Annotated in this window: 22 protein-coding genes; 11 read left to right on the forward strand and 11 right to left on the reverse strand. The window is 62.7% G+C overall.

What is annotated here, in order from left to right; genetic code table 11:
* Nucleotides 1-114: 114 nt before the first annotated feature.
* The 3 genes from pbpC (at nucleotide 115) to C6Y62_RS02840 (ending at nucleotide 4,674) form a co-directional block, all read left to right on the forward strand.
* Entirely contained in the window at nucleotides 115-2,328 is a 2,214-nt protein-coding gene (gene pbpC / locus C6Y62_RS02830; RefSeq protein WP_246274249.1) for a penicillin-binding protein 1C, read from the forward strand.
* Nucleotides 2,329-2,485: 157 nt separating this feature from the next.
* Nucleotides 2,486-3,553, forward strand: coding sequence for an extracellular catalytic domain type 2 short-chain-length polyhydroxyalkanoate depolymerase (locus C6Y62_RS02835; RefSeq protein ID WP_246274251.1), 1,068 nt, complete (start codon nucleotides 2,486-2,488; stop codon nucleotides 3,551-3,553).
* 158 nt (nucleotides 3,554-3,711) lie between these two features.
* Nucleotides 3,712-4,674: a hypothetical protein gene (locus C6Y62_RS02840; protein WP_173952690.1), complete on the forward strand. Its 963-nt coding sequence runs from the start codon at nucleotides 3,712-3,714 to the stop codon at nucleotides 4,672-4,674.
* 66 nt (nucleotides 4,675-4,740) lie between these two features.
* Here C6Y62_RS02840 and C6Y62_RS02845 read toward each other — a convergent pair whose 3' ends face one another.
* Together C6Y62_RS02845 and lysA are read right to left on the reverse strand one after the other, a co-directional pair.
* The gene (locus C6Y62_RS02845) at nucleotides 4,741-7,458 is read right to left on the reverse strand and encodes a TIGR02302 family protein (protein ID WP_173952691.1); all 2,718 of its coding nucleotides are present in this window, start codon (nucleotides 7,456-7,458) and stop codon (nucleotides 4,741-4,743) included.
* Between the two features lie 118 nt (nucleotides 7,459-7,576).
* A complete protein-coding gene (lysA, locus tag C6Y62_RS02850) occupies nucleotides 7,577-8,845 on the reverse strand; it encodes a diaminopimelate decarboxylase (RefSeq protein ID WP_173952692.1) in 1,269 nt (422 codons plus the stop codon).
* Between the two features lie 269 nt (nucleotides 8,846-9,114).
* On the opposite strand from lysA, the gene C6Y62_RS02855 reads away from it, so the two are divergent.
* Nucleotides 9,115-9,750 (forward strand): methyltransferase, encoded by a 636-nt coding sequence (locus tag C6Y62_RS02855; protein WP_173952693.1) that lies wholly within the window; start codon nucleotides 9,115-9,117, stop codon nucleotides 9,748-9,750.
* Nucleotides 9,751-9,847: 97 nt separating this feature from the next.
* Here the strand turns inward: C6Y62_RS02855 and C6Y62_RS02860 are convergent, their stop codons facing one another.
* A complete protein-coding gene (locus C6Y62_RS02860; RefSeq protein ID WP_157066719.1) occupies nucleotides 9,848-10,057 on the reverse strand; it encodes a lipoprotein in 210 nt (69 codons plus the stop codon).
* An 88-nt stretch (nucleotides 10,058-10,145) separates the two neighbouring features.
* A complete protein-coding gene (gene argH, locus C6Y62_RS02865) occupies nucleotides 10,146-11,555 on the reverse strand; it encodes an argininosuccinate lyase (protein WP_338074307.1) in 1,410 nt (469 codons plus the stop codon).
* A 56-nt stretch (nucleotides 11,556-11,611) separates the two neighbouring features.
* Between argH and C6Y62_RS02870 the strand changes: the two genes are divergently transcribed.
* The 3 genes from C6Y62_RS02870 to socB all read left to right on the forward strand — a co-directional run bounded on the left by C6Y62_RS02870 (nucleotide 11,612) and on the right by socB (nucleotide 13,637).
* Complete coding sequence (locus C6Y62_RS02870) at nucleotides 11,612-12,286, forward strand: TlpA family protein disulfide reductase (protein ID WP_173952694.1); 675 nt, start codon at nucleotides 11,612-11,614, stop codon at nucleotides 12,284-12,286.
* Between the two features lie 141 nt (nucleotides 12,287-12,427).
* Nucleotides 12,428-12,976: a type VI toxin-antitoxin system SocA family antitoxin gene (socA, locus tag C6Y62_RS02875; protein ID WP_173952695.1), complete on the forward strand. Its 549-nt coding sequence runs from the start codon at nucleotides 12,428-12,430 to the stop codon at nucleotides 12,974-12,976.
* A complete protein-coding gene (gene socB, locus C6Y62_RS02880; protein WP_173952696.1) occupies nucleotides 12,945-13,637 on the forward strand; it encodes a type VI toxin-antitoxin system SocB family DNA replication inhibitor toxin in 693 nt (230 codons plus the stop codon). The genes socA and socB overlap by 32 nt, the downstream gene beginning before the upstream one ends.
* Before the next feature lie 78 nt (nucleotides 13,638-13,715).
* Here socB and C6Y62_RS02885 read toward each other — a convergent pair whose 3' ends face one another.
* A complete protein-coding gene (locus C6Y62_RS02885; RefSeq protein ID WP_173952697.1) occupies nucleotides 13,716-14,216 on the reverse strand; it encodes a hypothetical protein in 501 nt (166 codons plus the stop codon).
* A 176-nt stretch (nucleotides 14,217-14,392) separates the two neighbouring features.
* Here C6Y62_RS02885 and dapD point away from each other — a divergent pair, with 176 nt between their 5' ends.
* On the forward strand, nucleotides 14,393-15,247 hold the full coding sequence (gene dapD, locus C6Y62_RS02890) for a 2,3,4,5-tetrahydropyridine-2,6-dicarboxylate N-succinyltransferase (RefSeq protein WP_173952698.1): 855 nt from the start codon (nucleotides 14,393-14,395) through the stop codon (nucleotides 15,245-15,247).
* A 116-nt stretch (nucleotides 15,248-15,363) separates the two neighbouring features.
* On the opposite strand, the gene C6Y62_RS02895 is transcribed toward dapD, so the two are convergent.
* Nucleotides 15,364-15,762 carry a hypothetical protein gene (locus tag C6Y62_RS02895; RefSeq protein ID WP_173952699.1) on the reverse strand — a complete coding sequence of 133 codons (399 nt, stop codon included), beginning with the start codon at nucleotides 15,760-15,762 and terminating at the stop codon, nucleotides 15,364-15,366.
* A gap of 279 nt (nucleotides 15,763-16,041) precedes the next feature.
* On the opposite strand from C6Y62_RS02895, the gene C6Y62_RS02900 reads away from it, so the two are divergent.
* From C6Y62_RS02900 to C6Y62_RS02910, 3 genes are all read left to right on the forward strand, one after another.
* Nucleotides 16,042-16,797: a hypothetical protein gene (locus C6Y62_RS02900; RefSeq protein ID WP_173952700.1), complete on the forward strand. Its 756-nt coding sequence runs from the start codon at nucleotides 16,042-16,044 to the stop codon at nucleotides 16,795-16,797.
* Nucleotides 16,798-16,972: 175 nt separating this feature from the next.
* Nucleotides 16,973-18,139 carry a succinyl-diaminopimelate desuccinylase gene (dapE, locus tag C6Y62_RS02905; RefSeq protein ID WP_173952701.1) on the forward strand — a complete coding sequence of 389 codons (1,167 nt, stop codon included), beginning with the start codon at nucleotides 16,973-16,975 and terminating at the stop codon, nucleotides 18,137-18,139.
* Between the two features lie 92 nt (nucleotides 18,140-18,231).
* Nucleotides 18,232-18,597 carry a cyclic nucleotide-binding domain-containing protein gene (locus tag C6Y62_RS02910; protein WP_173952702.1) on the forward strand — a complete coding sequence of 122 codons (366 nt, stop codon included), beginning with the start codon at nucleotides 18,232-18,234 and terminating at the stop codon, nucleotides 18,595-18,597.
* A gap of 73 nt (nucleotides 18,598-18,670) precedes the next feature.
* On the opposite strand, the gene C6Y62_RS02915 is transcribed toward C6Y62_RS02910, so the two are convergent.
* From C6Y62_RS02915 to C6Y62_RS02935, 5 genes are all read right to left on the reverse strand, one after another.
* The gene (locus tag C6Y62_RS02915; RefSeq protein ID WP_173952703.1) at nucleotides 18,671-19,294 is read right to left on the reverse strand and encodes a DUF3299 domain-containing protein; all 624 of its coding nucleotides are present in this window, start codon (nucleotides 19,292-19,294) and stop codon (nucleotides 18,671-18,673) included.
* A gap of 13 nt (nucleotides 19,295-19,307) precedes the next feature.
* A complete protein-coding gene (locus tag C6Y62_RS02920; RefSeq protein WP_246274253.1) occupies nucleotides 19,308-20,582 on the reverse strand; it encodes an ABC transporter permease in 1,275 nt (424 codons plus the stop codon).
* Complete coding sequence (locus C6Y62_RS02925) at nucleotides 20,579-21,334, reverse strand: ABC transporter ATP-binding protein (RefSeq protein WP_173952704.1); 756 nt, start codon at nucleotides 21,332-21,334, stop codon at nucleotides 20,579-20,581. Before C6Y62_RS02925 ends, C6Y62_RS02920 begins: the two co-directional genes overlap by 4 nt.
* Nucleotides 21,334-22,050, reverse strand: a complete 717-nt coding sequence (zrgA, locus tag C6Y62_RS02930; RefSeq protein ID WP_198491315.1) for a zinc uptake protein ZrgA — start codon at nucleotides 22,048-22,050, stop codon at nucleotides 21,334-21,336. The genes C6Y62_RS02925 and zrgA overlap by 1 nt, the downstream gene beginning before the upstream one ends.
* Nucleotides 22,051-22,171: 121 nt before the next feature.
* Nucleotides 22,172-22,588, reverse strand: a complete 417-nt coding sequence (locus C6Y62_RS02935) for a hypothetical protein (RefSeq protein WP_173952705.1) — start codon at nucleotides 22,586-22,588, stop codon at nucleotides 22,172-22,174.
* Nucleotides 22,589-22,634: the final 46 nt, after the last annotated feature.

Genomic DNA, 22,634 nt, shown 5'->3' on the forward strand with positions numbered 1-22,634 from the left:
CGCCCCGCTGTCTGATCCGAACAGGATTTGGCGGCGGGGCGTCATTGCACAGAAGCGATTACAGCACCGCACGTCTAATTGTTCTGCATTTCCTGGACGGGTTTGAAAATTTCGATGAACGACGCAGCCAGCAACGCCAGTCATGAACAACGCGGCATAGGAGCGTTATTGCGCCGCTGCCGCCACGCGGTGACGCGGCGCAAACTGGCGATGGCGTCGGCGGTGTTTGGTGCTTTCGGTCTCTGCGCGACCGCTGCGATTGTATTCACCGTTTCCCGCATGCCACCACCGGATCTTGCTGCGGCGGAAAAACTTTCAACCGTAGTGCTGGACCGCAACGGCCAGCTGCTGCGCGCGTTCACCACTTCCGACGGCCGCTGGCGACTGCCGGTTGAAGTCGCCGATGTCGATCAGCGCTATCTGGCAATGCTGATGGCGTTTGAAGACAAGCGCTTCTACAGCCATGGCGGCGTGGACGTACGTTCCGTTGCGCGCGCATCATGGCAGCTCATAACGCACGGCAGGATCGTATCCGGCGCTTCGACCCTTACGATGCAGGTCGTGCGTTTGCTAGAGGGCCGCTACGAGCGCTCCGGCAATGCAAAGTTGCGTCAGGTTGTCGGCGCATTGCGGCTTGAGCATAAACTGACGAAAACCGAAGTGCTGGCATTGTATCTGCGGCTGGCACCATTCGGCGGCAACATCGAAGGTGTACGCGCGGCTTCGCTGGCCTACTTCGGCAAGGAACCGCAGCGCCTTTCGATCGGGCAGGCGGCACTGCTGGTGGCACTGCCCCAGTCGCCGGAATGGCGCCGCCCCGACCGCAACCCGAAGGCTGCGCGCATCGCCCGCAATCGTGTGTTGCAGCGGGCGGTTGAAGAGGGCGTCATCAATCAGGCAGAGGCAGACCGCGCGATACTGGAGCCGGTGCCGACGCACCGCCGCGCCTTCCCGCAGCTTGCGCCGCACATCGCGGAATCTGAAGTGCGTGCCGATCCGATTGCGGCCGAACATCGCCTCACGATAGACCGCAACATCCAGCGCGCACTGGAAACGCTGGCGCGCGAACAGACCGCCCTGCTGGGCCAGAAGCTCTCCGCCGCCATTCTTGCCATCGACCACACCAGCGGCGAGATCGTCGCCCACGTGGGTTCGGCCGGATATCTGGATGGCACACGGGCTGGTGCTATTGATATGGTCAGCGCCGTGCGTTCACCGGGTTCGACGTTGAAGCCGTTTATTTATGGCCTCGCATTTGAAGCCGGGCTTGCCCATCCCGAGACACTGATTGAAGACCGCCCGGTGCGTTTCGGCTCCTACGCGCCCAAGAATTTCGACGAAGATTTTCACGGCACCGTCACCATCCGCCACGCGCTGTCGCAATCGCTGAACATTCCGGCGGTGAAGGTGCTGGCCGCTGTTGGCCCCGGCAAACTGGCCGGACGGTTCCGCAAGGTTGGCGCCGAAACGGTATTCCCCGACGCAACGCAACCGACGCTGGCTATGGCACTCGGTGGCGTTGGCCTGACCTTGCGCGACGTTGCAACGCTTTACACGGGGCTGGCGCGGGGCGGCGATGTTATCCAGCTGACGCATCGGCGCGCCGACGCGGAAGCTGCTGCCAAGGCATTGCTTCACGGGAAACAGCGCAAGCATGAAACGCTGCTGTCACCGGTTGCGACCTGGTATGTGAGCGACATTCTGAAGGATGCGCCGCCGCCATTGAATGCGCGTGCGGGTCGTTTCGCCTACAAAACCGGTACATCCTACGGCTATCGCGACGCCTGGGCTGTTGGCTATGATGGCAAGTATACCATCGCGGTGTGGGTGGGCCGCCCCGATGCCGCATCGACGCCGGGCCTTACCGGCCGCCTTGCAGCCGCGCCCATTCTGTTTGATGCCTTCGCTCGCATCGGCGAAAAACGCGTGCCGCTTGCGGGCGCACCGGCCGGCGCGTTGCGCGTTTCGGGATCGGATCTGCCACCACCACTGAAGCGCTTCCGCGAGGGCGGCGCCGAGACGGTGCAAGGCCCGTTTCTGGAGCCGCGCGTTGTGATCTCTTATCCGCCGGACCGATCCGAGGTTGAGACCGAGAGCGAGGATGCGCTGCTGCTTAAAGCCAGCGGCGGCGTGCTGCCGCTGACGTGGCTGGTGAACGGCGCGCCGATTGAATCCGATCCGCGCACACGCGAGGTGATCTGGCAGCCCGATGGCGATGGCTTCGTCAGGCTGTCGGTGGTGGATGCGAAGGGCCGCGTTGATCGCGTCACAGTGCGCCTCAAATCACCCGAAATGGCGGCCGTTTTTCTGCCCGACCACGGGGAATGAAGCATGAGGCCGCGCAGGCCTGCTATGGTTTGCACTCGCGTCCCACGCGCAATGCTGCAAAAGCACAGCACCAGCGGCGATTTATGTGTTGGAAAACCGGTTTCCACCTCAACGCAAGCGCTTTAGGCTGCCGCTATAGATACAGCGAACCCATGCGATGATGCCACGACTGATACCGGCCGCTCTCTTTGCCGTTGCGGCATTGCTTTCCGGCTGCGGTGAGCAGCCCGCCGACACCCTGCCTGCGCTCGGCGCCCAGCGCGATACAACCTCCGTGTCCGGAATTTCGTCCGGCGCATACATGGCGGGGCAGTTTCAGTTCGCGCACGGCAAGGATGTCATCGGCGCTGGCATCATCGCGGGCGGACCATACGGTTGCTCGCAAAGCGTATTCGCCGACCTCATTCCCGGCCCGGGCATGGCGCTGCTGAACCTGAACAAGGCCATCAACGGCTGCATGCTGAATGCGCTGCAGGCCTTTGGCGTTCCAGACCCGGAGCTGTTGGCGCAGCGTGCCGAACGCCTTGCCGAGAAGGGCCGCATCGATCCGATCAGCGCGACGCAATCGGACCGCATCTATTTGTTCTCGGGCAAGAATGACAGCACCGTTGTGCCCGCGATTGTCGAGGCCGCGAACAGGTTCTATGCGGAAATCGGCGTGCCCAAGGAACAGATCGAGTTCGTTGGCGACATGCCGGCGGGGCATGCGTTTGTCACCGTCGATCGTGGCGCAGCGTGCGATTACACCGGCAAGCCGTACATCGTCGATTGCGACTACGATCAGGCCGGCGCGCTGCTGCGGCACATCTATGGTGCGCTGAATGCACCTGCTGCCGACATCACCGGACGCTTTCTGCTGTTCGATCAGGAGCGTTTCACCGACGATCTTTCCAACCACGGCATGGACGATGAAGGCCTCGCCTACATACCTAAGAGCTGTGAAGGCGATGCGGCGTGCCGGGTGCACATAGCCTTCCACGGCTGCGGCCAGAACCGGACCTTTGTCGGCGATACGTTCGCGCGCGATTCCGGCTTCGCCCGTTGGGCCGATACCAATAATCTGATCATCCTGTTTCCGCAGACGAGCGCATCGCCGCTGAACCCGCAGGGGTGTTGGGACTGGTGGGGCTTCACCGGATCGGACTATCTGACCCGCGACGCGCCGCAGATCACGGCTGTGTACCGGATGCTGGAGCGCCTTGCGTCGCCGCAGCCTTCGTCCTGAGGCAGATCGGCCCCGACGCGGCAACGGAGCACACCGCCTGCACAAGCGGGCGATTGGCGCGGGGGCGGCGCTCGCCTAGGTTGGGCATGGACGGATAATCGGCTGCGCCGTACAACCGCTGGCGATACGCAGTCGGAAGAATAATGGGGGAACAGCCGGTGACACAGCTACTTTCAATCGGCTGGGCAGCTCAAACGTCGGCCCAGGCAGGCCGCCGCACGCCAGACCGCCGCCTGATCGACATGATGGCGGCCATCGCTGCCGGTGTTCTGATCACGGGGCAGACCGCCGCCGGTATATTCGAGCAGGCGCAGCTGGACGGCGAGCAGTCGGCGACGGAAATCAGCAACGGTGACGGGACTGCGCAGCACATCGGCCGCGAGACGATGCTGGGCGCCTATAGCGGCGCGCCGTACACTTATCCGAGCCCGGTTCGCATCGAGATCCCCTCCGAGCAGCCGACCGACTTCACCATCGACAAGGTGGACTGGTTCACACTGCCGTTCAAAAGCCCGATCTATTACGGCGCGCGCGTGACGCAGTGGTTCACCGGTGGCATTGCCGGCGGTGGGGTGGATTTCATCCACTCGAAGGCGCTTGCGCCGCTGAACGACGAGGCCAGTTTTTCCGGCACGCTGAACGGCGAGGAACTGCCCGCGCGGACGCGCATCGGCGACATCGTCAGCAAGCTTGAGTTCTCGCACGGCCACAACATGCTGCTGCTGACCGGGTTTGTGCGGTTGCCGAGTATTGGTCCGCGCATCAGTCCGTACGTGGGGCTGGGTGGCGGCGCGCTGCTGCCGCATACGGAATTCGAGCTGGCGCAGAACCCGCGTCCGCGAACGTATGAATATAACTACGCCGGGCCTGCCGGACAGGCGCTGTTCGGCTTCGAGTTCCGGCTGTCGAAGGTTTCGTTCTTCCTCGAATACAAGTTCACGTTCGCCGACTATGAGGCGCCGCTGAGCGAAGAGGAAGGCAGCTGGCTGCCGCTGGATCTGTGGCGGCAGGCGCAGCGCTGGCTTGCGGGGCAGCAGCCCGCCGGTGGCCACATCACGACGCAGGTGGTGAGCCATCAGGTTGTCGGCGGCCTGCAGGTGCGCATCGCACCGGTGCGGTAAGAGATTGCTTTTGCACCGGCGACTCCGCTGCGCGGAGCCGGCCGCCGGTGCAGGGAAACACTCTGATTAGAAGCGGCGCAGCAGACGCTCGTAATAATCGAGCTCGTCGGTTGGACGGGCGGGCTGCGCTAGGCGACGGCGCAGCTCCTCGAGGATGGCGCGGGCACGCTGCATGTCGATTTCGTCCGGAACCTTCACCGAGTTGCCAGCATCGGGGCCGTTGAAGCGCTGCGGACGACCCAGCGGATCGCGTGACTGCTCGCCGTTCTGGCCGTAACGGGCCTGGCCTTCCTTGGCCATGCTTTCAGCCATGCGTTGCGCGCCCTGGCGCATCTGGTCGAGCGCTTCGGACTGATCCTGGATCGCGGTGTCGTTGCGGCCTTCTTCCAGCGAATTGCGCGCGTTCTCCATCGCCTCGCGCGCCCGGTTGAACTCTTCCGAGCCCGAGCCCATCGCACCGAGTTCCTGCCCGAGCCGCTCCAGATCCTGCTTCAGCGCTTCCTGCTGGTCGCTCAGGCTGCCGCGCCCCTGCTGCTGGCCCTGTTGGCCTTGCATGCCCTCACCTTGCATGCCTTGGCCCTGCTCACCGAACTGCTGCTGGCCTTGCGACCCCTGCTGTCCCTGACCTTGACCCTGCTGCCCACCGGGCTGCTGGCCCGGCTGTTGACCGCGTTGCTGACCTTGCTGCTGGCCGCCCTGCTGCTGACCCTGCTGGCTCTCCTGCCCTTGCTGGCCCTGCTGCTGCTGACGGCGATCACCGCGCTTCTCGCGATAGGTCTCATCCATCAGACGCTGCTGACGGCCGATCAGGTCGCCCAGCTCATTCATTTTCTGCTGCATCTGCTGGCCGCGCTCGGCCTGCTGCTGCGAGCCCTGGCCAGACTGCAAACGCTCAAGCAGATCGCGCAACTGCGCCATCGCCTGCTCGGCCTGCTCGCGCGAGCCGGATTTCATCTGCTCCTGCAGATCCTTCAACATCTGCTCCAGATCCTGCTGGCTCAGTTGCTGGTTCTGCTGATCCATGCCTTCCGGCGGAGCCTGGTTCTGTGCGTTCTTGGTGAGCTGCTCGACATACTTCGACAGCGCCTCGCGCAGCTCCTGCATCAGCTGGTCGATCTCGGAATCCGACGCGCCGTTCTCCAGCGCTTCGGCCAGCTTATCCTGCGCGTCGCGGAGCTGCTTTTCAGCCTCCGAAAGATCGCCGTCCTCGATGCGCAGCGCCAGATCCCACATGCCGTCGACGACGCTCTTCAGGCCTTCGCGCGAGGTGTTGCGCTCAAGCCCGCGGCTGGCAGCGCGCAGGCCCAGATAAACGGCGGTTGAATCGATGAAGCCATCGGGTTCAAGCGTCAGCGCATCGAGCGCTCGCTTGGCCAGCGGTGCATAGCGCGGATCGTCCATCAGCTTGGCGCGCTGCTCAACGACGGCGCGGGCCAGCGGCTTGGTGAAGGTGCGCTGCGGCAGCACGATCTTCATCGGCACCGCTTTGCCGACATTGCCGGCGACGTCCTTCGCCTCAAGCGTCATGATGACTTCACGACCGGCAAAGGGATGCGGCGCGAAATCGATGTAGGTCTGCGCTTCCTTCTGCGGCGCGCGCGGCAGGCGCAGCGTTATCTCGGGCGGGCGTTCGTATGGCGGACGCGGGCCTTTCAAAACCTCGGGCGTAGTCCAGTCGAACTCAGGCCCGCGCGGCTTTGCGTTTTCCGCATCCCGATCGCGCCTCACCTCGGCACCCGCCGAAGCGACGCCGTAATCATCCTCGACCGAATAGGTGAGCTTCATCGCGCCACGACGCGTCCGCTCCGGCGCCTTGGTGACGGCGATGACCGGCGGCTTGTCCGGTTTCACGTAAAACGCCCAGCGCGCCAGCTCCGAACCGCCCGACAGCACGCGAACTTCAGCCGAGTTCAGCAGCTCATAGCGGATCTCGGAAATGTCGGCGCGCGCAGCGGTAGACTGTCCGGCCTCCGGCGCCTTGGCTTCGACGAGCTGCTTCTCCGCCGAGCCCTCGGCAAAAACCTCCAGCGACGGCGCGCCGAGCCCTTTGCCCGATGTGCGCACGATCAGCACGCTGCGCTCCGGCACCTCGACCAGCTTCGGCTGATCATCCGAAGGAGCGGCGGGACCACGGGCGCCATCGGCAAGCATGATGGGCGGGCGGGCCGTATAGCCGGGCGGCGCAACCCATGCATCTAGGCGGGCTTCGGCCAGCGCGACAGCGGAATTGAAACGGAATGCGGAGCGCAGACGGTCCGCCGCGCTGTCACCCACCAATGAGAACAGCGCTACGACGCCAAGGATGAGCAGGCCGCGCAGTGCGATTGGATCCTGACGGTCGGCGCGCGGTTGCGGCGGCCCAACCTTCAGCCGCGCCAGTGCAGCCGCGAGCCGCGCGCGGTGCGCCTGCCAGATGGCTGCCGTGCGCGGATCGTCGGCATTGGCGGTGACGGTATCCTCATAGGACGAGGCCGGCCGGTGCGGCACGCCGGAAACGCGCTCAATGCGGCGCACGGCTTCATCGCGCGGCGGAAACGGCGTGCGCAGAATGTGGAACAACGCGCCGACACCGGCGACGCCGAACAGCGCCAGCACGGCATAATGGACGGTGTCGGAAAGCAGCGGCCACAGGCCGGCGAGCGACACCAGCAGGAACAGGCCGACGAGGCCGAGGATGAGCCAGACGCGCGGCCACAACCGCTCAAAATAGAGCGCCCAGCGGCTGGCGCGGACCTTGCGCGCAAATTTTGCGTCGACCGGGGAGGCGGCCTTGGTATCCGACATGGCCTGACGATAGCCGGAACTGCGGCCGTGGCCTAGCGGGCGCGTGCGGCCAGCATGATTAAACTTTCGTCATTCTGGGGACGACAGGACCGGATGAACTGTGGTCGTCCGTTGCGATTTAACCCAGCCAATCCGGCAGCTTATCCAGCCCGATGAGCTGCTCGATGCCGAAGCGCGGGCGCACCACGGCATAGGCATCACCGTGCACCAGAACCTCCGGCACCAGCGGGCGGGTATTGTAGCTGGAGGACATGACGGCACCATAGGCACCGGCCGTCATAACCGCGATGAGGTCACCGGAAGACAGCGGCGGCAGCTTGCGGTCCAGCGCCAGATAATCGCCGGTCTCGCAAACCGGGCCGACGATGTCCTGCACCACCGGCGGCATCGAAAGCTTGTCTTCCTTCACCGGCCAGATCTCGTGCAGCGCCTCATAAAGCGTGGGGCGGATGAGGTCGTTCATGGCGGCGTCGACAACGGTGAAGGTTTTGTCGACGCCCTCCTTGCAGTAGACCACCTGCGTGACGAGCACGCCCGCATTGCCCGCGATGACCCGGCCCGGTTCCATCACGATCTTGAGGCCAAGCCCGGCCAGTTCTTCGCGCACGATCTGCGCATACGCCGACGGCGGCGGGGCAACCTCGCCCTCGGACACATACGGCACGCCGAGGCCGCCGCCGATGTCGAGGTGCTGCAGCTTGTGGCCATCGGCGATGAGTTGCTCGGCCATCTCGCGCATCAGGCGGAACGCGTTGCGGAACGGATCGAGCTGCGTGATCTGGCTGCCGATGTGCATGTGGATGCCGGTGGCGGCGATGCCCGGCAGCTTGGCAGCCTCGGCGTAGAGTTCGCGTGCCTGCGCATAGGGAATGCCGAACTTGTTTTCCGCCTTTCCGGTGGAAATCTTGGCGTGGGTTTTGGCGTCGACATCGGGATTGACGCGCAGCGCGACGTGCGCGGTCTTGCCTAGCGCTGATGCCACCTCGCTAAGCGCGCGCAGCTCCGGCTCGCTTTCAACGTTGAAGCCGAGGATGCCAGCTTCGAGCGCGAACGCCATCTCGGACCGCGTTTTGCCGACGCCCGCGAAAATGATACGGGAGGCGGGGACGCCGACGGCGAGCGCGCGGCGCAGTTCGCCCTCGGACACGACATCCATGCCGGCGCCGAGACGGGCCAGCGTTGCCAGCACCGCCTGATTGGAGTTGGCTTTGACCGCAAAGCAGATGAGCGCGTCCTGACCGGCAAAGGCTTCGGTAAGCACTCGGTAGTGCCGTTCCAGCGTCGCGGTCGAATAGCAGTAGAACGGCGTGCCCACCTCTTCGGCGATCCGCGCCAGGCTGACGCCCTCGGCATGCAACACGCCGTCGCGATACTCGAAATGGTGCATGGCTGGATCTCTTGTTATGTAGCGGGCTGCACTAGACCGGGATTGCCTCGAACCTATCAGGGTACGCAGCGTGAATCATCGGTCCCATCAAATGGTTAGAGCGGCGTCGCGGCTTGGTTGCACGCGATCGTGCTCTAGGGATTCGTCGCCGCTAATAGCGGCAGACGACGGGAGAATGCAATGGCGGGACGACGGACAGCGACAGTCGGCGGGCGGATTTGATGCCGATAACGGGTGCCACACAGCCGCCGCCAACCGAAATCGCCGGGGTGCCGCTGAAGGTTTTCAGCTTCGAGATCGGTGGCCGGACGTGGAACGTCCATGCGGCGGAGGACCATGCATCGCTGCTGGCCGTCTCGGACGATTTCGTGGCGTTTCCGTTCGGGCTGCTGCTATGGGAAGCCGCCTGCGCGCTTGCCCAGGCGTTGACCGAGGATAAAGACGGCTTTGCGGGGCAGTCGGTGCTGGAGTTGGGCGCGGGCGTCGGCCTGCCGGGCATCGTCGCCCGTCATCTGGGGGCGGACCCGGTGCGGCAGACGGACCACATCTCCCAGGCGCTGGATCTGTGCCGGTTGAATGCGGCGGCGAATGGGGTCAGCGGCATTGAGCTGGCGCTGGCCAACTGGGACGCCTGGAACGATAGCCGGAGCTACGACCTGATCATTGGCTCGGACGTGATTTATGAGCGACAGGCCCATGCCCCGCTGGCAGCGATCCTGGAACGCAATCTGGCAGCGGGCGGCCGTGCCCTGTTTGCCGATCCGGGTCGGCAGGATACGCCGCTGTTTAGACAGCAGATGATCGAGCGCGGCTGGCAGGTCAGCTCGACCGCCTATCCGGCGCTGTCGATGTTTCCGAGCGGGCCGGAAGTGGTGACTGTCGATATCATTGAAGTGCGCCGCTAGAGCCACGGCCAGCTGCGCCGGTCAGGTGACGATCGGCGCGGCAAGGCCGTGCGCAACACGCAAGGCTGAGCGCAAAAAGCAGCGTTGAAATATAGGTTTAGCGCAGCAGAGGGTCGAGCACGAAGCCCTCGTGCGGCTTCTCCGGCGCGACTGACTCTGGCTGGGTACCTGCGGCTTCAGCCGAGCGGGCTGTGCCGGCAGCGGCGGCTGAAGGCGGCGGATCAAGCGAGCCACGGACACCGCAGCCGCCCAGCCCGAGGCACAGCCCGGCCGCCAGCAATGCGGCAAGCGTTGCCTTGGGTGTCATCGATACGCGCATATCCCCGACCTGTCCCACGCGGAAAGTTCAGCAGCTACGGGCCGCACCGATGGGGTGCAGCCACGCATTGCCTAATCTAGCCCTTCGGCTGGTCGATTTCCAACCGCTTCCGCCAGCCAGCCGCCATTTTCACAACGTTCTGTGGCGCGGTTCCACCATGGCTGACCCGGCTCTCCACCGACTGCTCGGGGCTTAAAACCGTTAGCACGTCGGCAGTTATGCGCGGCTCGACAGCCTGCATGTCGGCCAGCGGCAACTTATCCAACGGTAAGTTTTGCGCTTCCGCCGCCGCAACGATGCGACCGGTGACGTGGTGCGCATCGCGGAACGGCATCTTGAGCACGCGCACCAGCCAGTCGGCCAGATCGGTGGCGGTGGAATAGCCACTACCCGCCGCCGCCAGCAGTGTTGCGGGCTGAGGTTGCATGTCGTCCACCATGCCCGTCGTGGCGGCAATGGCCAGCGTCAGGCTGTCGAGGGCGTCAAACGCGACCTCTTTGTCTTCCTGCATGTCCTTGGAGTAGGCCAGCGGCAGGCCCTTCATCACCATCAGCAGGCTCTGGAACGCGCCGGCGATGCGGCCAACCTTGGCGCGCGTCAGCTCGGCGGCGTCCGGGTTGCGCTTCTGCGGCATGATGGAAGAGCCGGTCGTAAACTTGTCCGACAGCTTGATGAAGCCGAACTGCGGCGTCGACCACAGCACGATTTCCTCGGCGAAGCGCGACAGGTGCACGGCGCAGATGGAAGCGGCGGCCAGCGTTTCGAGGATGAAATCGCGATCCGACACGCTATCCAGCGAATTGTCGGTCGGCTTCGAAAAGCCAAGCGTCTCAGTCGTCAGATGCCGGTTGATCGGGAACGAAGTGCCGGCCAGCGCGGCGGCACCGAGCGGGCATTCATTGAGGCGTGCACGCGCATCGGCGAGACGGCCACGGTCGCGGCCCAGCATCTCGACATAGGCCAGCATGTGATGGCCGAACGTTACCGGCTGGGCGGGCTGCAGATGGGTGAAGCCCGGCATCACCGTGGCGGCGTGCTCCTCGGCTTTGCGCACCATGGCAAGCTGCAGCATCGCCAGCGCGGCGTTCAGGGCGTCGATGCGGTCACGGACGTAAAGCTTGAAGTCTGTCGCCACCTGATCGTTACGCGAACGCGCGGTGTGCAGGCGTCCCGCCGGAGTGCCGATCAGCTCCTTCAGGCGGCTTTCGACGTTCATGTGCACGTCTTCCAGCGCGCGCGAAAAAGCAAACTTGCCCTCGGCGATCTCGGCCCCCACCTTATCGAGGCCTTCGATGATGGCGGCGGCATCGGCCTTTTCGATGATGCCCGTTTCGGCCAGCATCGCGGCGTGCGCCTTCGAGGCGGCAATATCCTGCGGGGCTAGTCGCTTGTCGAAGCCGATGGAGGCGTTAATCTCCTCCATGATCTCAGCCGGAGAGGCTGAAAACCGGCCACCCCACATGCTATTAGCTGGCTTGTCCGTCACGGCGTTTCGAGCTCCGTACAGGCGGCAGACCGATTGGATCGGCATAAGGAAAAAGAATGAGCAAGCGGCCGCAGAAGAAAAAGCCCGACCACCCCTCGACATACATCTGGGCTGCTGCGCTCTCTGCGCTGGCCGCCTTCGCGGCGGTATACGTCACGTTGGCCGTCTCTGACAATCAAACGCCTGCGGCTTCTTCGCCCTCAGCAGCGTCAAATTCCGTCACAAACGGGGCTGCCACCGATGCTGCGCCGGACGATAGCGCCAGGGCGCTCGCTACCGGCAAGATGGCGACATTCGTGTTCAAGAAGACGCCCGCCGACCTGACGGACGTAGCGTTCCTGACGCCGGATGGCGCGACGACCAACCTGTCCGCATTCAAGGGCAAGGTTGTATTGCTCAATCTGTGGGCCACCTGGTGTGCGCCGTGCCGCGAGGAAATGCCGGCGCTGGACAAGCTGGAGAAAGAGCTCGGCTCGGACAAATTTCAGGTGGTGGCGCTGTCGATCGACAAATCGGGCGTCGATGGCGCGCGCAAATTCCTGGATGACATCGGCGCAACCAGCCTGAAGCCCTACGCCGACCCGACTTCGAAGGAAGGCACGCGGCTGGGCGTGATCGGCATGCCGACGACGCTGCTGATCAACGCTGACGGCAAGGAGATCGGGCGCCTGATCGGCCCGGCTGAATGGGACAGCGCCGACGCGCGCCGCCTGATCGAAAAATTTTTGTAGGATTTTTTGTTGGGCGTCGGCGACTGCCCTCCGGGCAGCCGGCCGCCGACGCCGGACGAATAGAGTTACATACGGATCAGAATGATCGAAATCTCTGAATGCCCAGTAGAACTAGCCTTCAAAGCAAAGTAAGTCACGTCTATGCACGATCCTCGCGCCATCGCCAACATGATCATTGAAGAGGGCCAGCGAACCCAAAAGCTGGTGACGAACCTTGCTCTTCAAAAGCTATTATATTTTGCACATGCTCTGTTTTTAGTTGAGCGGAAGCAGCCACTAGTTTCAGGTCATTTCGAGGCATGGAAATATGGCCCTGTGCACCCAACAGCTTATCAAGCTTTTAGGTCTGCGGGAGATCAACCCATTACATTCCGAGCGACTGCTATCGATGCGCTGACGGGAGAGCGACGCCCTCTACCATCACTCACCGACCAAATCATTGCGCGGCACATCGAACGCATTCTGAGCTCCTACGGTGAGCTCTCACCGGGTCGGCTCGTCGATATCTCTCATGCTAAAGGTGCTCCTTGGCACTTCGTCGTTGAGAGTGCTAAGGCTACGGTTTCGCTAGGCTTACGAATCTCCGATGATGTGATCTTAGAGCGCTTCAAATTCCATAAGGTGAGCGTAGCGGCAGCACCCCTAGTTGGAGAGCCAGGTGACGACAGCCCCATTCTTGCCCGAGATTGATCTCGCGAATATCGCCCCATTGCCGATTGAAGCGAAATGGAAGGCTTTGCAAGGATTCAAGCAAGGAAGGCCACCATACTCTTATAAGCCCTTAAGGCAGAGTCTTAGTGATCTTTTGCGCCTTGAGACCCCCCTGTTCGGCGCCCCTCCAGAGACTTCATTCCAGCAGTTGGCTGCCATAATTAGACGCAACTCAAGATCGACGGCCGAAGCTGAAGCGAATATCCGCGTTGCAGCGAGCATATATGCCGCCCGCTGGAAAGGGCGACCTCAGCACTTCCATTCGATGGGTACAACAATCGGCCACCGATTAGAGTATTGGACGCCTGCAGTACTCAATATTGATGGGCGCGCAGTCGTTCCGTACTTCAATCCTCGCCGAAGTGGTATGTCCCCTCACGCCCGAAGGTTCGTGTTCTCGATGATGCACGAACAGATCAGGAAGCCCGACCCCGACTACGCTGCCGTTGCGTTCTGCATCAACCATTTTTCATCTCCCAAAAATGGTCCTCGCGAAATGCGAACCACTTTTGATGACGGCGTAGCTCTATACGAATTCGATGAGCTGCAAGCGATGGTGGCCGAAACTTACTCTATTTGGATAGAAGTTTGGGCGGGCCGAATTGCGGAGGTTAGACGGAGTGGGAATGGCGCGCGTTAGGCGCATCAGGTCACCTTCGATAGATGCAGCCCATAAACTGCGCTGGCGGCCGGCTGCCCGCAGGGCAGTCGCCAGCGCCTAAATAAAGAATCTGGAGGCGAGGGCGAGCGCGGCGAGCGCGAGGGCGCCGAGGAACAGCGCTTCGTTGCGGCGGGCGGCATGCTCGACGCGATCGATGTGCAGCTTCAGCCCGCCCAGCTCCGCCAGCTTGCGGTCCATGTCGACGAACGACTTGTAGGTGATGTTCGGATAGGCCTTGCGGTCGCCTTCCATGCGCTCGACACGCGTTTTCAGATCGCGACCTGAGCGCTGCAGCTCGGAAATTTTGTAATTGCGGGAATTTTCCAGGCTCTGGTCGAAAGCGGCCAGCCGATGACTGCGGTGCACCTCTTCCGTCATCTCGGCAATGGTGGCGCGCGCCTTCTCCAGCTCACGCTCAAGCCGGGCGACGGTGCCATTGATCCGGTCGAACTGCACGGCCGCTTCGGCGACGAAGCCCTCGTGCGCAATCCACTTTCCACTGGCCTTGCCACCCGTATGGGCAGCAGTGACCGATACAATCCGCTCGCTCTGCAACACGACCCAACCCCTTGGTACGTCTCTTTTCCCGGCACCGATTGGGGTATTATCCGGCGTGAGATTTAATGGGACGTATCCAATTGATGCAAAAAACGAAACCATTCGTTCGCATTGACAGTATTTCCCCCTCGGGCGACAACGCGGACCGCTAACGAAATCTGAACCGAGGGCCCCCGATGTCAGCCAATGTAAACAGCGCCGAACTTGCCACCGCCATCGACGCCATGTGGGAAGAGCGCGATGGGATCAGCGTCGGCACCACGGGCGTGATCCGCGACACGGTGGAGACAGCCCTCAACCTGCTGGACAAGGGCGAAGTGCGGGTGGCCGAGAAGGGCGCCGACGGCTGGACGGTGAACCAGTGGCTGAAGAAGGCCGTGCTGCTGTCGTTCCGCCTCAACGATATGGCTGCGATCTCCGGCGCACCGGGCGGCGCGAACTGGTGGGACAAGGTGCCCTCGAAGTTTGCCGGCATGACCGATGACGATTTCCGCCGTGCGGGCTTCCGCGCCGTGCCCGGCAGCATCGTGCGCCGCTCAGCCTACATCGCGCCGACCGTTGTGCTGATGCCGTCGTTCGTGAACCTCGGCGCCTATGTCGACGCTGGCACGATGGTCGACACCTGGGCGACGGTGGGCTCGTGCGCGCAGATCGGCAAGAACTGCCACATCTCCGGCGGCGCTGGCATTGGCGGCGTGCTTGAGCCGCTGCAGGCCGGCCCGGTCATCATCGAAGACAACTGCTTCATCGGCGCGCGCGCCGAGGTGGCCGAGGGCGTGATTGTCGGCGAAGGCTCGGTGCTGTCGATGGGCGTTTATCTCGGTGCTTCGACCACCATCATCGACCGCGCGACCGGCGAGAAGTTCTTCGGCAAGGTGCCGCCGTACTCGGTGGTGGTATCGGGATCGATGGCGGGCAAGCCGCTGCCGGATGGTACGCCCGGCCCGAACCTCTACTGCGCCGTGATCGTGAAGAAGGTGGACGCGAAGACGCGCTCCAAGACCTCGATCAACGAGCTGCTGCGCGACTGATCCGCGGCCGCTGCAAGCCTGCTTCACCAAGCAAACAACAAACGCCGCGGCATGGAAGTGCCGCGGCGTTTGTTGTTTGGAAACTGCTTGAACCACTGGCGAGGCGGATGCTTCGATTACAGCTCGTCCTTGGAGCGTTCGCCATCCTGATCCTTCAGCTCGATCTGATACTGCGCGTTGGCGCTCAGCGTGATTGAGTTGTCATCGGGACGTGCGCGCGCCGCGTTGGTCTGCACGTTGAGGCTTGCGAGCCGGCAGCTGGATGCCAGCGTCGCCATCAAAGCTGCGCACTCGCGCGCGCTCATGGCGTAAAGCGCCTTGCGCCCCTCTTCCATGGCCGTCTGCTGTTCCGCCAGGCCATCGCTTTTGAGCGGCAGGCGCAGGACATACTGGACCGTAATGGTCGTTGGGCGCTGCTGGAAGTTTCGGGTTTGCGCGTCGGCGGGCGCCGACAATGCGGCCAGGGACAAAAACGCGAGCAAGCGGCCACAGGGCAGGGCGGGCGCCAAGCGCATCGGGAAACCTCATCAAAAAAAGCCGGAGATCAAGAATCTGAGCAATGAAACGAGGATCACAGTAGCTCCGATTGCGGCCGATGTTGGGGGGCCTGACCGATTGCACATTAACTGAGGCACGGGCGACACCGCAGGCCCGCGCCGTAAACCATCGCATCAGCCGGTCGCAATCAAACCCCGCTGATGCCTTGCGGGCGACGATGTCTGGCTTCTAAATTCGGCACCCCAGCGCGAACAAAGCTGGCGGCATATTTCAAAACACATTCCGGGGAGCGGGCTATGTACCGCAGCCTTTCCAGCGACAAGATCATCGGCACCATCGAAACACTGCAGGCGCGCATCGACGACCGGTTCCCCAACTCCGGGCTGGCCACCGTATGCGCCGAGGTGGAGCAGATTGCGCGCCAGACCTCCAAGCGGATCATCGCCGTGTCACGGCCGATCTGGGGCCTGCGGCTGACGCTGCTTGGCCTGCTGATCGCCGTTGTGCTGACGGCGGTCATGCTGGCGATCGAGGCATCGTCGCTGAAAACATCCGATGAACTGTCGGAGATGATGCAGGGCGTCGACGCAGGCGTGAACCTCGTCATCGTGCTGGGCGGCGCGGCGTACTTTCTGGCCTCGTTGGAGACGCGCTGGAAGCGGGATCGGGCGCTGAAGGCACTGCATGAGCTGCGCTCGATCATCCACGTCATCGACATGCATCAGCTGACCAAGGACCCAAGCATGCTGGGCCATATCAGCACGCGGTCGTCGCCCGACCGCCCGCTGACGCCATTCATGCTGATGCGCTATCTCGACTACTGTTCGGAGATGCTGTCGCTGACGGCGAAATGCGCGGCGCTCTATGCGGAGAAGCTGAGCGATCCGGTGGTTGTCGATACGGTTGGCGATGTGGAGCGCCTGACATCCGACCTTTCCAACAAGATCTGGCAGAAGATTACGATTATCGAGGGCCTCGCCCAACCCGATGCCGGCGCTTCAACCCGGGCGCTGTCCGCCGCCATGCCATCCGGCGCATTTGAAAACACCTGACGCATACGCCAAATATTTACAGGCATGGTGGATGCCCACAGCCAAGCCGATGCGGCGCAGCCATGCGGGCTTGCGGGCGGGATGTCAGGAACCGCAATAATACCGAAACGCTTTAGTGATGGTGATTACTCTAGCGGCGATCCGCCAGCCGTCACATGCAAGGAATGACCGACACATGACGACCCCCGCTGACCCGGTAGCATTGGCGCAGGCACTCATCCGCTGCGAAAGCGTAACCCCGGCTGAGGGCGGTGCGCTGACACTGCTGGAGGGCATCCTTTCCGCTGCGGGCTTTGAGTGCCATCGCATGACGTTTTCGGAGCCGGGCTTTGCCGATGTCGAGAACCTCTATGCGCGGCTCGGCAACTCAGGTCCCAACCTGTGCTTTGCCGGGCATACCGATGTGGTGCCGGCGGGTGATGTGGACGCGTGGACTTCGCCACCGTTCGCAGCCGAAATCCGTGACGGCATTCTTTACGGGCGCGGCGCGGTCGACATGAAGGGCGAGATCGCCTGCTTCATCGCGGCGGTGCATCGCATACTGGCGCGCGGCGACAAGATACCGGGCTCGATTTCGCTGCTGATAACGGGCGACGAGGAAGGCGACAGCATCAACGGCACCGCCAAGCTGCTTGGCTGGCTGAAGGAACGCGGCGAAATTCTGCACGACTGCATCGTCGGCGAACCCTCCAGCAAGGATGTGGTGGGCGATGAGATCAAGATCGGCCGTCGCGGTTCGCTGAATTGCGAACTGATCGTCGAGGGCAAACAGGGACACGCCGCCTATCCGCATCTGGCCGATAATCCGGTGCCGAAGATTGCGCGCATGATCGACCGGCTTTCCGCGCTGATGCTGGATGAAGGCACGACGCACTTTGAACCATCACGATTGAACGTCACCGTAATCTCGGTGCCGAACACCGCGACCAACGTGATCCCTGGCCTGGCGCGCGCGCGCTTTAACGTGCGTTACAACGAAGCACACACGCGCCCCGATCTTGAGGCGCGACTGCGCGATGTGTGCGATGCGGCGGCGCTGGAAGTCGATGCGCGTTATACGATCAAGTTTTCCGGCACCGGCGACGTGTTCCTGACCCAGACCGGACCGCTGATGGAAACAGCGCAGCTTGCGGTGCGTGAAGTGACCGGCGCTGCTCCGCGGCTGTCTACCGGTGGCGGAACATCGGACGCGCGTTTCATCAAGGATCATTGTCCCGTCATTGAACTGGGGCTGACGAACGCCACCATTCATCAGGTGGATGAACGCGTGCCGGTGGCGGAACTGGAAACGCTGACCCGCATCTATGAGCGTTTCGTCACGCTTTATTTTGCACGGTCCTGACACCGCCACGTGCCGCAAGACCCCTCTACTCAGCGACCTGAATTTCGTTTAAGATGATTTCTTTATCTTGCGTTTTTCAGGACATCAGATCCGTGTCCAGAATAATTTTTGATATCTCCGTACTGTCGCGGTGCGATATGCCGCTACGCCAATTTGCTGCCAACTCGCCTGTCTTCTGCAGAAACGACGCGAGCACGGCAATGTATATCGTGTGTAGTGGAACCGTCGAAATAACCGACGGTGCGACCCGGCAGTTTCAAATAGGGCCGGGGGAGATCTTCGGCGAGTTGGCGCTCATGGAAGAGAGCCACCGCAAGGAGAGCGCGACGGCATGCACTGCGACTGAGGTTGCTGTTGTCAACAGGGCTATGTTCCTGAAGCTGATAGCAACCGAGCCGGAGCTTGCGTTGCAAATCATGCAGGCGATAGCCGAGCGGGTGCGTGGCGGCCTTGCCTGATGATTAGCGGCGCGCCTTGTGTCAGATCGCGTCTGCGCACCGGCGCAGCGTGGTGCGATATCGTTCCTGCGCGCTATTCCTTGCGCCGGTCCACCACTTCAGCCGCGATGGTGTAACCGGTGTCGGCAAGCCCTGTGATCGCGGGCTCGGTCGTGATCGTCCCCGTCACCCAGACCGGATCGAACTGACCGGCGACTTCAAAGCCTTCCTCAGACTTCACATAAATTATCTGGTTGGCAGGCGGTGGCGGCACGTGAATGCAGGCGCCGACAAACGGCACCAGCAGAAACTCCTTGATGGTCGTCGCTTCGAAATCCAGCGGCACGACATAACCGCCGATGCGCACGCGCTTGCCATCCAGCTCCTTCACGACGCGAGGCGGGAGATTGGCGCCGGGCTGACGGCGCTTCATCGACATGAAGGCACCCTCCTGATAGCTCGACGGAGGCAGCGGGCCATCGTGTTCTCCGCCTGCGGGTTGGTCAGGCATCGGCGGCTGATTGGCGGCCTGCGCGTTCATTTCAGCCTGCGGCGTGGCGCCGGAAAAGAACGTCTTTGGCTTGCGCTGCGCAGGGTCGATCGGCGGCATCAGCTGCGACCATTTAAGATCAACCGGCGCATCCGCATGCGCGCCCGCCGCAAGCACGATCGGCAGCGCTACGAAGGCCAGCACAACTGCAGCAAAATGATGCTTCATCTCTCACACTCCATCACGTGCGCACCGTCATGCCATCGGCAAGTGACATGCGATAGGCGCGCAACGCCGGTAACAATCCTGCCAGAAAACCAGCAACGACAATGCCACCAAGCATCATCCACTCGCGCGCGGTGGGCGGATCAATGGCCAGCGTGATGCCATACGTTGCATCCACCCACGGTCGCAGGGCCAGCAGCACGCCATAGAGCATTGCGACGCCGAGCGCGACTCCGGCCAGCGTGAGCAAGCCTGCTTCCGTCGCCAGCAGGCCAAGCACGGTTGTGGGTCGAGCACCGACGGAACGAAGGATCGCCATCTCGCGCCGTCGCTCGTTCAGCGTTGTCAGGATCATCGTCACCATACCGAGCAGCGCAGTTGCAACCACCATCATCGACACGACCGCGAGCGCAGTTTCAGCGGTGCCGACAAGACTCCACAGTTCCTGCAGCGCCGCGCCGGGCATGATGGCCGATAGCGGCTCCTGCCGGTACTCGTTGATGGCGCGCTGAAGCTGGAAGGTGGCCAGCTTCGACTTGAGGCCGACGAGCGCGGCGGTAATCGACTTCGGCGTCAGATCCATCTGCCGCACTTCGTCGGCCGTGATGTTCTCGCCCGGCATCGGCATGCCGGTTTGCCAGTCAACGTGGATCGCCTCGATGCCTTCGAGGCTGACATGCACGGTGCGATCGACCGGCGTACCAGTCTTCTCCAGAATGCCGACGACGCGGAAAGGCTTGTCTTCGTGCTCGACGAATGAAACCGAACCGAGCCCGTGCGCGACGACGATCGGATCGCCGACCTTGTAGCCCAGCGCCTTGGCAACGTCGGCGCCGATCACCGCGTCGAACAGATCCGCGAACGGCTTGCCTTCAGCGAACGTGAGGCCTTGGCCGCGACGATACTTGTAGCGCTCGAAGTATTCAGGCGTGGTGCCGAGCACGCGGAAACCGTGGTGGCTGTCACCCAGCGACAGCGGCACCGACCACGCAACCTCCGGCCGGTTGGTGATGTCCTGATAGCTTTTCCAGGTGACGTTGTTGGTGGCGTTGCCGATGCGGAAAATGGAATACAGCAGCAGCTGAATGTTGCCGCTGCGCGCACCGACAATGAGATCGGTGCCGGATATGGTGTTGGCGAAACTCTGGCGCGCGCCGTTGCGCACCTTTTCAACGCCCAGCAGCAGCATCACCGAGAACGCAATGGCGAGCACGGTGAGAAACGCGGTGAGCGCACGATTGCTGAGCGACTGCATCGCAAGGCGCGGAACGATCAGACGGGGCGCACTCATGCTGCTGCACTCCCCCGCTGCGCACGACAGATTTCGTCGAGACGCACAACCTGATCGAAGCGCGTGCCGAGCTCTTCCTCGTGGCTGACCATGATAACGGCAGCACCAGCCTTGTCCGCTTCGGCAAAAAGCAGATCGAGGAATGCAAGCTGGCGATTGCGATCGAGCGCGGAGGTCGGCTCGTCGGCGACGATGATCTCCGGTGCACCGATCAATGCGCGGGCCGCCGCGACGCGCTGCTGCTGCCCGACACTGAGCGCGGCGGTGGAGTGATTGGCGAACTGATGCGCATCGAGGCCGAGGCTATCGAGCAAACGACGTGCTTCAGCTTCCACCGTACCGCCCTGAGATGCACGCCGCGCACGCACCGATGAGAAGCTGAGCGGCAACATCACATTATCCAGCACCGAGCCATAGGGCAGCAGGTTGAACATCTGGAAGATGATGCCGAAATGCTCGACGCGGAAGCGATCGCGCGCGCTGTGCGACAGCCGGGTGAGGTCGGTGCCCATCACTTCGAGCGTGCCCGATGACGGCGCAACGATGCCGCACAACAGACTGAGGAAGGTGGACTTGCCGGTGCCGGACGGCCCGACCAGCAGCACCTTCGCGCGTGCTGGCAGGGTGAAGCTGTCAATCTGCAGGCCGAAGCCGCGCGCACCGGGCCAACGGAACTTCACGTCCCGCATGCGCACGACATCATCGGCATTGCTGGCAGCCGACGCCGGGCTGGCAATCGTAGCGGCCGACATTACATCAGCCCGCCCAGATCAATGCTCGGCTTGTCGCGCGTGGCTTCAAAGGTGCTCTGGCTTTTTTCGCTGATGGCGTTGACGCCCAGCGACTGCGCACCGGCAAAGCTCTTGAAGTAATCGAATGCAAGCGACGTCAGCGCGGCCGGCGTGGTGCATTCAAGCGTGTACTTGGCGTGAAACTCGGTGTGGCCGCTGTCGTCTGCGTGATCATGCTTATGGTCCGCATGGTCGTGGCCGTCATGTTTGTGATCATCGTGCTTGTGATCGGCATGATCATGTTTGCCGTGATCGTGACCATCATCATGTTTGTGCTCGGCGCCAGCGTGATCATCGTCCTTCGCGCCATGCAGGTGCACGTCGGTTTCAGAAACGGAACAACCGGCGGCGGCAGGGAGGGTGAACAGCTCCAGCGGCTTTGCGAGCGTGGCTTTAGCCTTCTCTACCGCGGCCTTCTGCGCATCACTGGACGGCGCGCTTTCGAAGCCGACGATATCCATGCCGGGCGCCTTTAGCTCCAGCGCCACGCGGTTGCCTTCGATGGCGATGTTGAACGTGCCACGTCCGTGCACGTGCGCGCCGAGTTCGCGGTGTTCGTGGCCGCTGTGATCATGGCCGTCGTGCTTGTGATCCTTGTCGTGATCGTGGGCGGCGGCGGTTGTCGCGATCGCTGCCACAGCGATCATCGCAATCGAGGAACGAAGTGACGTGCGCATGGTGTGGTCCTCACTTGGGCCCGCGCGGCTTCGGCCAGCGTCATGGGCGGAATTCAGGTTGCAGGGGACGAGATAGCAGCGGCATGCGAAGACGGTCCGCGCGCACGCACAGAAATCGGGCCTATGCTGACGGCGGCCCGCGCGCATCGAAATCAGCCGTGCTGTAGATGATGGCAAGTGGCGTGGACAGCGGAGCGACCGCAATGGCAACGCGATCGGCACGCGGCTGCAACGCACTGACCACCGGAAGCATGCCACCGCTGGCGGTCGCCGTGATCCAGCACAGCGAACAATCATGGTTCTCGTCACGTACCGGAGCATCGTTGCAGCTCTTGTGCTGCACGATGGCGCGGCACGCCAACGCCGGCGACTTACGATGTGCGCTAGCGTGGTCAGCTGCTGAATGATGGATGTGCCCGGCGGCGTGCTGGCGCGCATGCATGAGGGCATGGCTCTGACCCAGAACGAGCGCGACCTGCACCGCCGCGACAAGCGCGAGCAGGGGAACCGGACGCATGAATTTGCGAAAACGGCGCATGGAGTCTCCAGAGGCGACAACAATACGCGCACAAATGCGGCGGCGG

This window comes from Hyphomicrobium sulfonivorans (assembly GCF_013306565.1).
Classification (GTDB): domain Bacteria; phylum Pseudomonadota; class Alphaproteobacteria; order Rhizobiales; family Hyphomicrobiaceae; genus Hyphomicrobium_A; species Hyphomicrobium_A sulfonivorans.

Excerpts from the sequence above, each read along its gene's own strand:
- C6Y62_RS02895 (WP_173952699.1), bottom strand. The coding sequence starts at position 15,762 with ATGCGCTTGGCGCCCGCCCTGCCCTGTGGCCGCTTGCTCGCGTTTTTG.
- dapD (WP_173952698.1), top strand. The coding sequence starts at position 14,393 with ATGTCAGCCAATGTAAACAGCGCCGAACTTGCCACCGCCATCGACGCC.
- C6Y62_RS02835 (WP_246274251.1), top strand. The coding sequence starts at position 2,486 with ATGATGCCACGACTGATACCGGCCGCTCTCTTTGCCGTTGCGGCATTG.
- C6Y62_RS02925 (WP_173952704.1), bottom strand. The coding sequence starts at position 21,334 with ATGTCGGCCGCTACGATTGCCAGCCCGGCGTCGGCTGCCAGCAATGCC.
- C6Y62_RS02845 (WP_173952691.1), bottom strand. The coding sequence starts at position 7,458 with ATGTCGGATACCAAGGCCGCCTCCCCGGTCGACGCAAAATTTGCGCGC.
- C6Y62_RS02920 (WP_246274253.1), bottom strand. The coding sequence starts at position 20,582 with ATGAGTGCGCCCCGTCTGATCGTTCCGCGCCTTGCGATGCAGTCGCTC.
- C6Y62_RS02900 (WP_173952700.1), top strand. The coding sequence starts at position 16,042 with ATGTACCGCAGCCTTTCCAGCGACAAGATCATCGGCACCATCGAAACA.
- socA (WP_173952695.1), top strand. The coding sequence starts at position 12,428 with ATGCACGATCCTCGCGCCATCGCCAACATGATCATTGAAGAGGGCCAG.
- dapE (WP_173952701.1), top strand. The coding sequence starts at position 16,973 with ATGACGACCCCCGCTGACCCGGTAGCATTGGCGCAGGCACTCATCCGC.
- C6Y62_RS02915 (WP_173952703.1), bottom strand. The coding sequence starts at position 19,294 with ATGAAGCATCATTTTGCTGCAGTTGTGCTGGCCTTCGTAGCGCTGCCG.
- C6Y62_RS02870 (WP_173952694.1), top strand. The coding sequence starts at position 11,612 with ATGAGCAAGCGGCCGCAGAAGAAAAAGCCCGACCACCCCTCGACATAC.
- lysA (WP_173952692.1), bottom strand. The coding sequence starts at position 8,845 with ATGCACCATTTCGAGTATCGCGACGGCGTGTTGCATGCCGAGGGCGTC.
- zrgA (WP_198491315.1), bottom strand. The coding sequence starts at position 22,050 with ATGCGCACGTCACTTCGTTCCTCGATTGCGATGATCGCTGTGGCAGCG.
- pbpC (WP_246274249.1), top strand. The coding sequence starts at position 115 with ATGAACGACGCAGCCAGCAACGCCAGTCATGAACAACGCGGCATAGGA.
- C6Y62_RS02935 (WP_173952705.1), bottom strand. The coding sequence starts at position 22,588 with ATGCGCCGTTTTCGCAAATTCATGCGTCCGGTTCCCCTGCTCGCGCTT.
- C6Y62_RS02860 (WP_157066719.1), bottom strand. The coding sequence starts at position 10,057 with ATGACACCCAAGGCAACGCTTGCCGCATTGCTGGCGGCCGGGCTGTGC.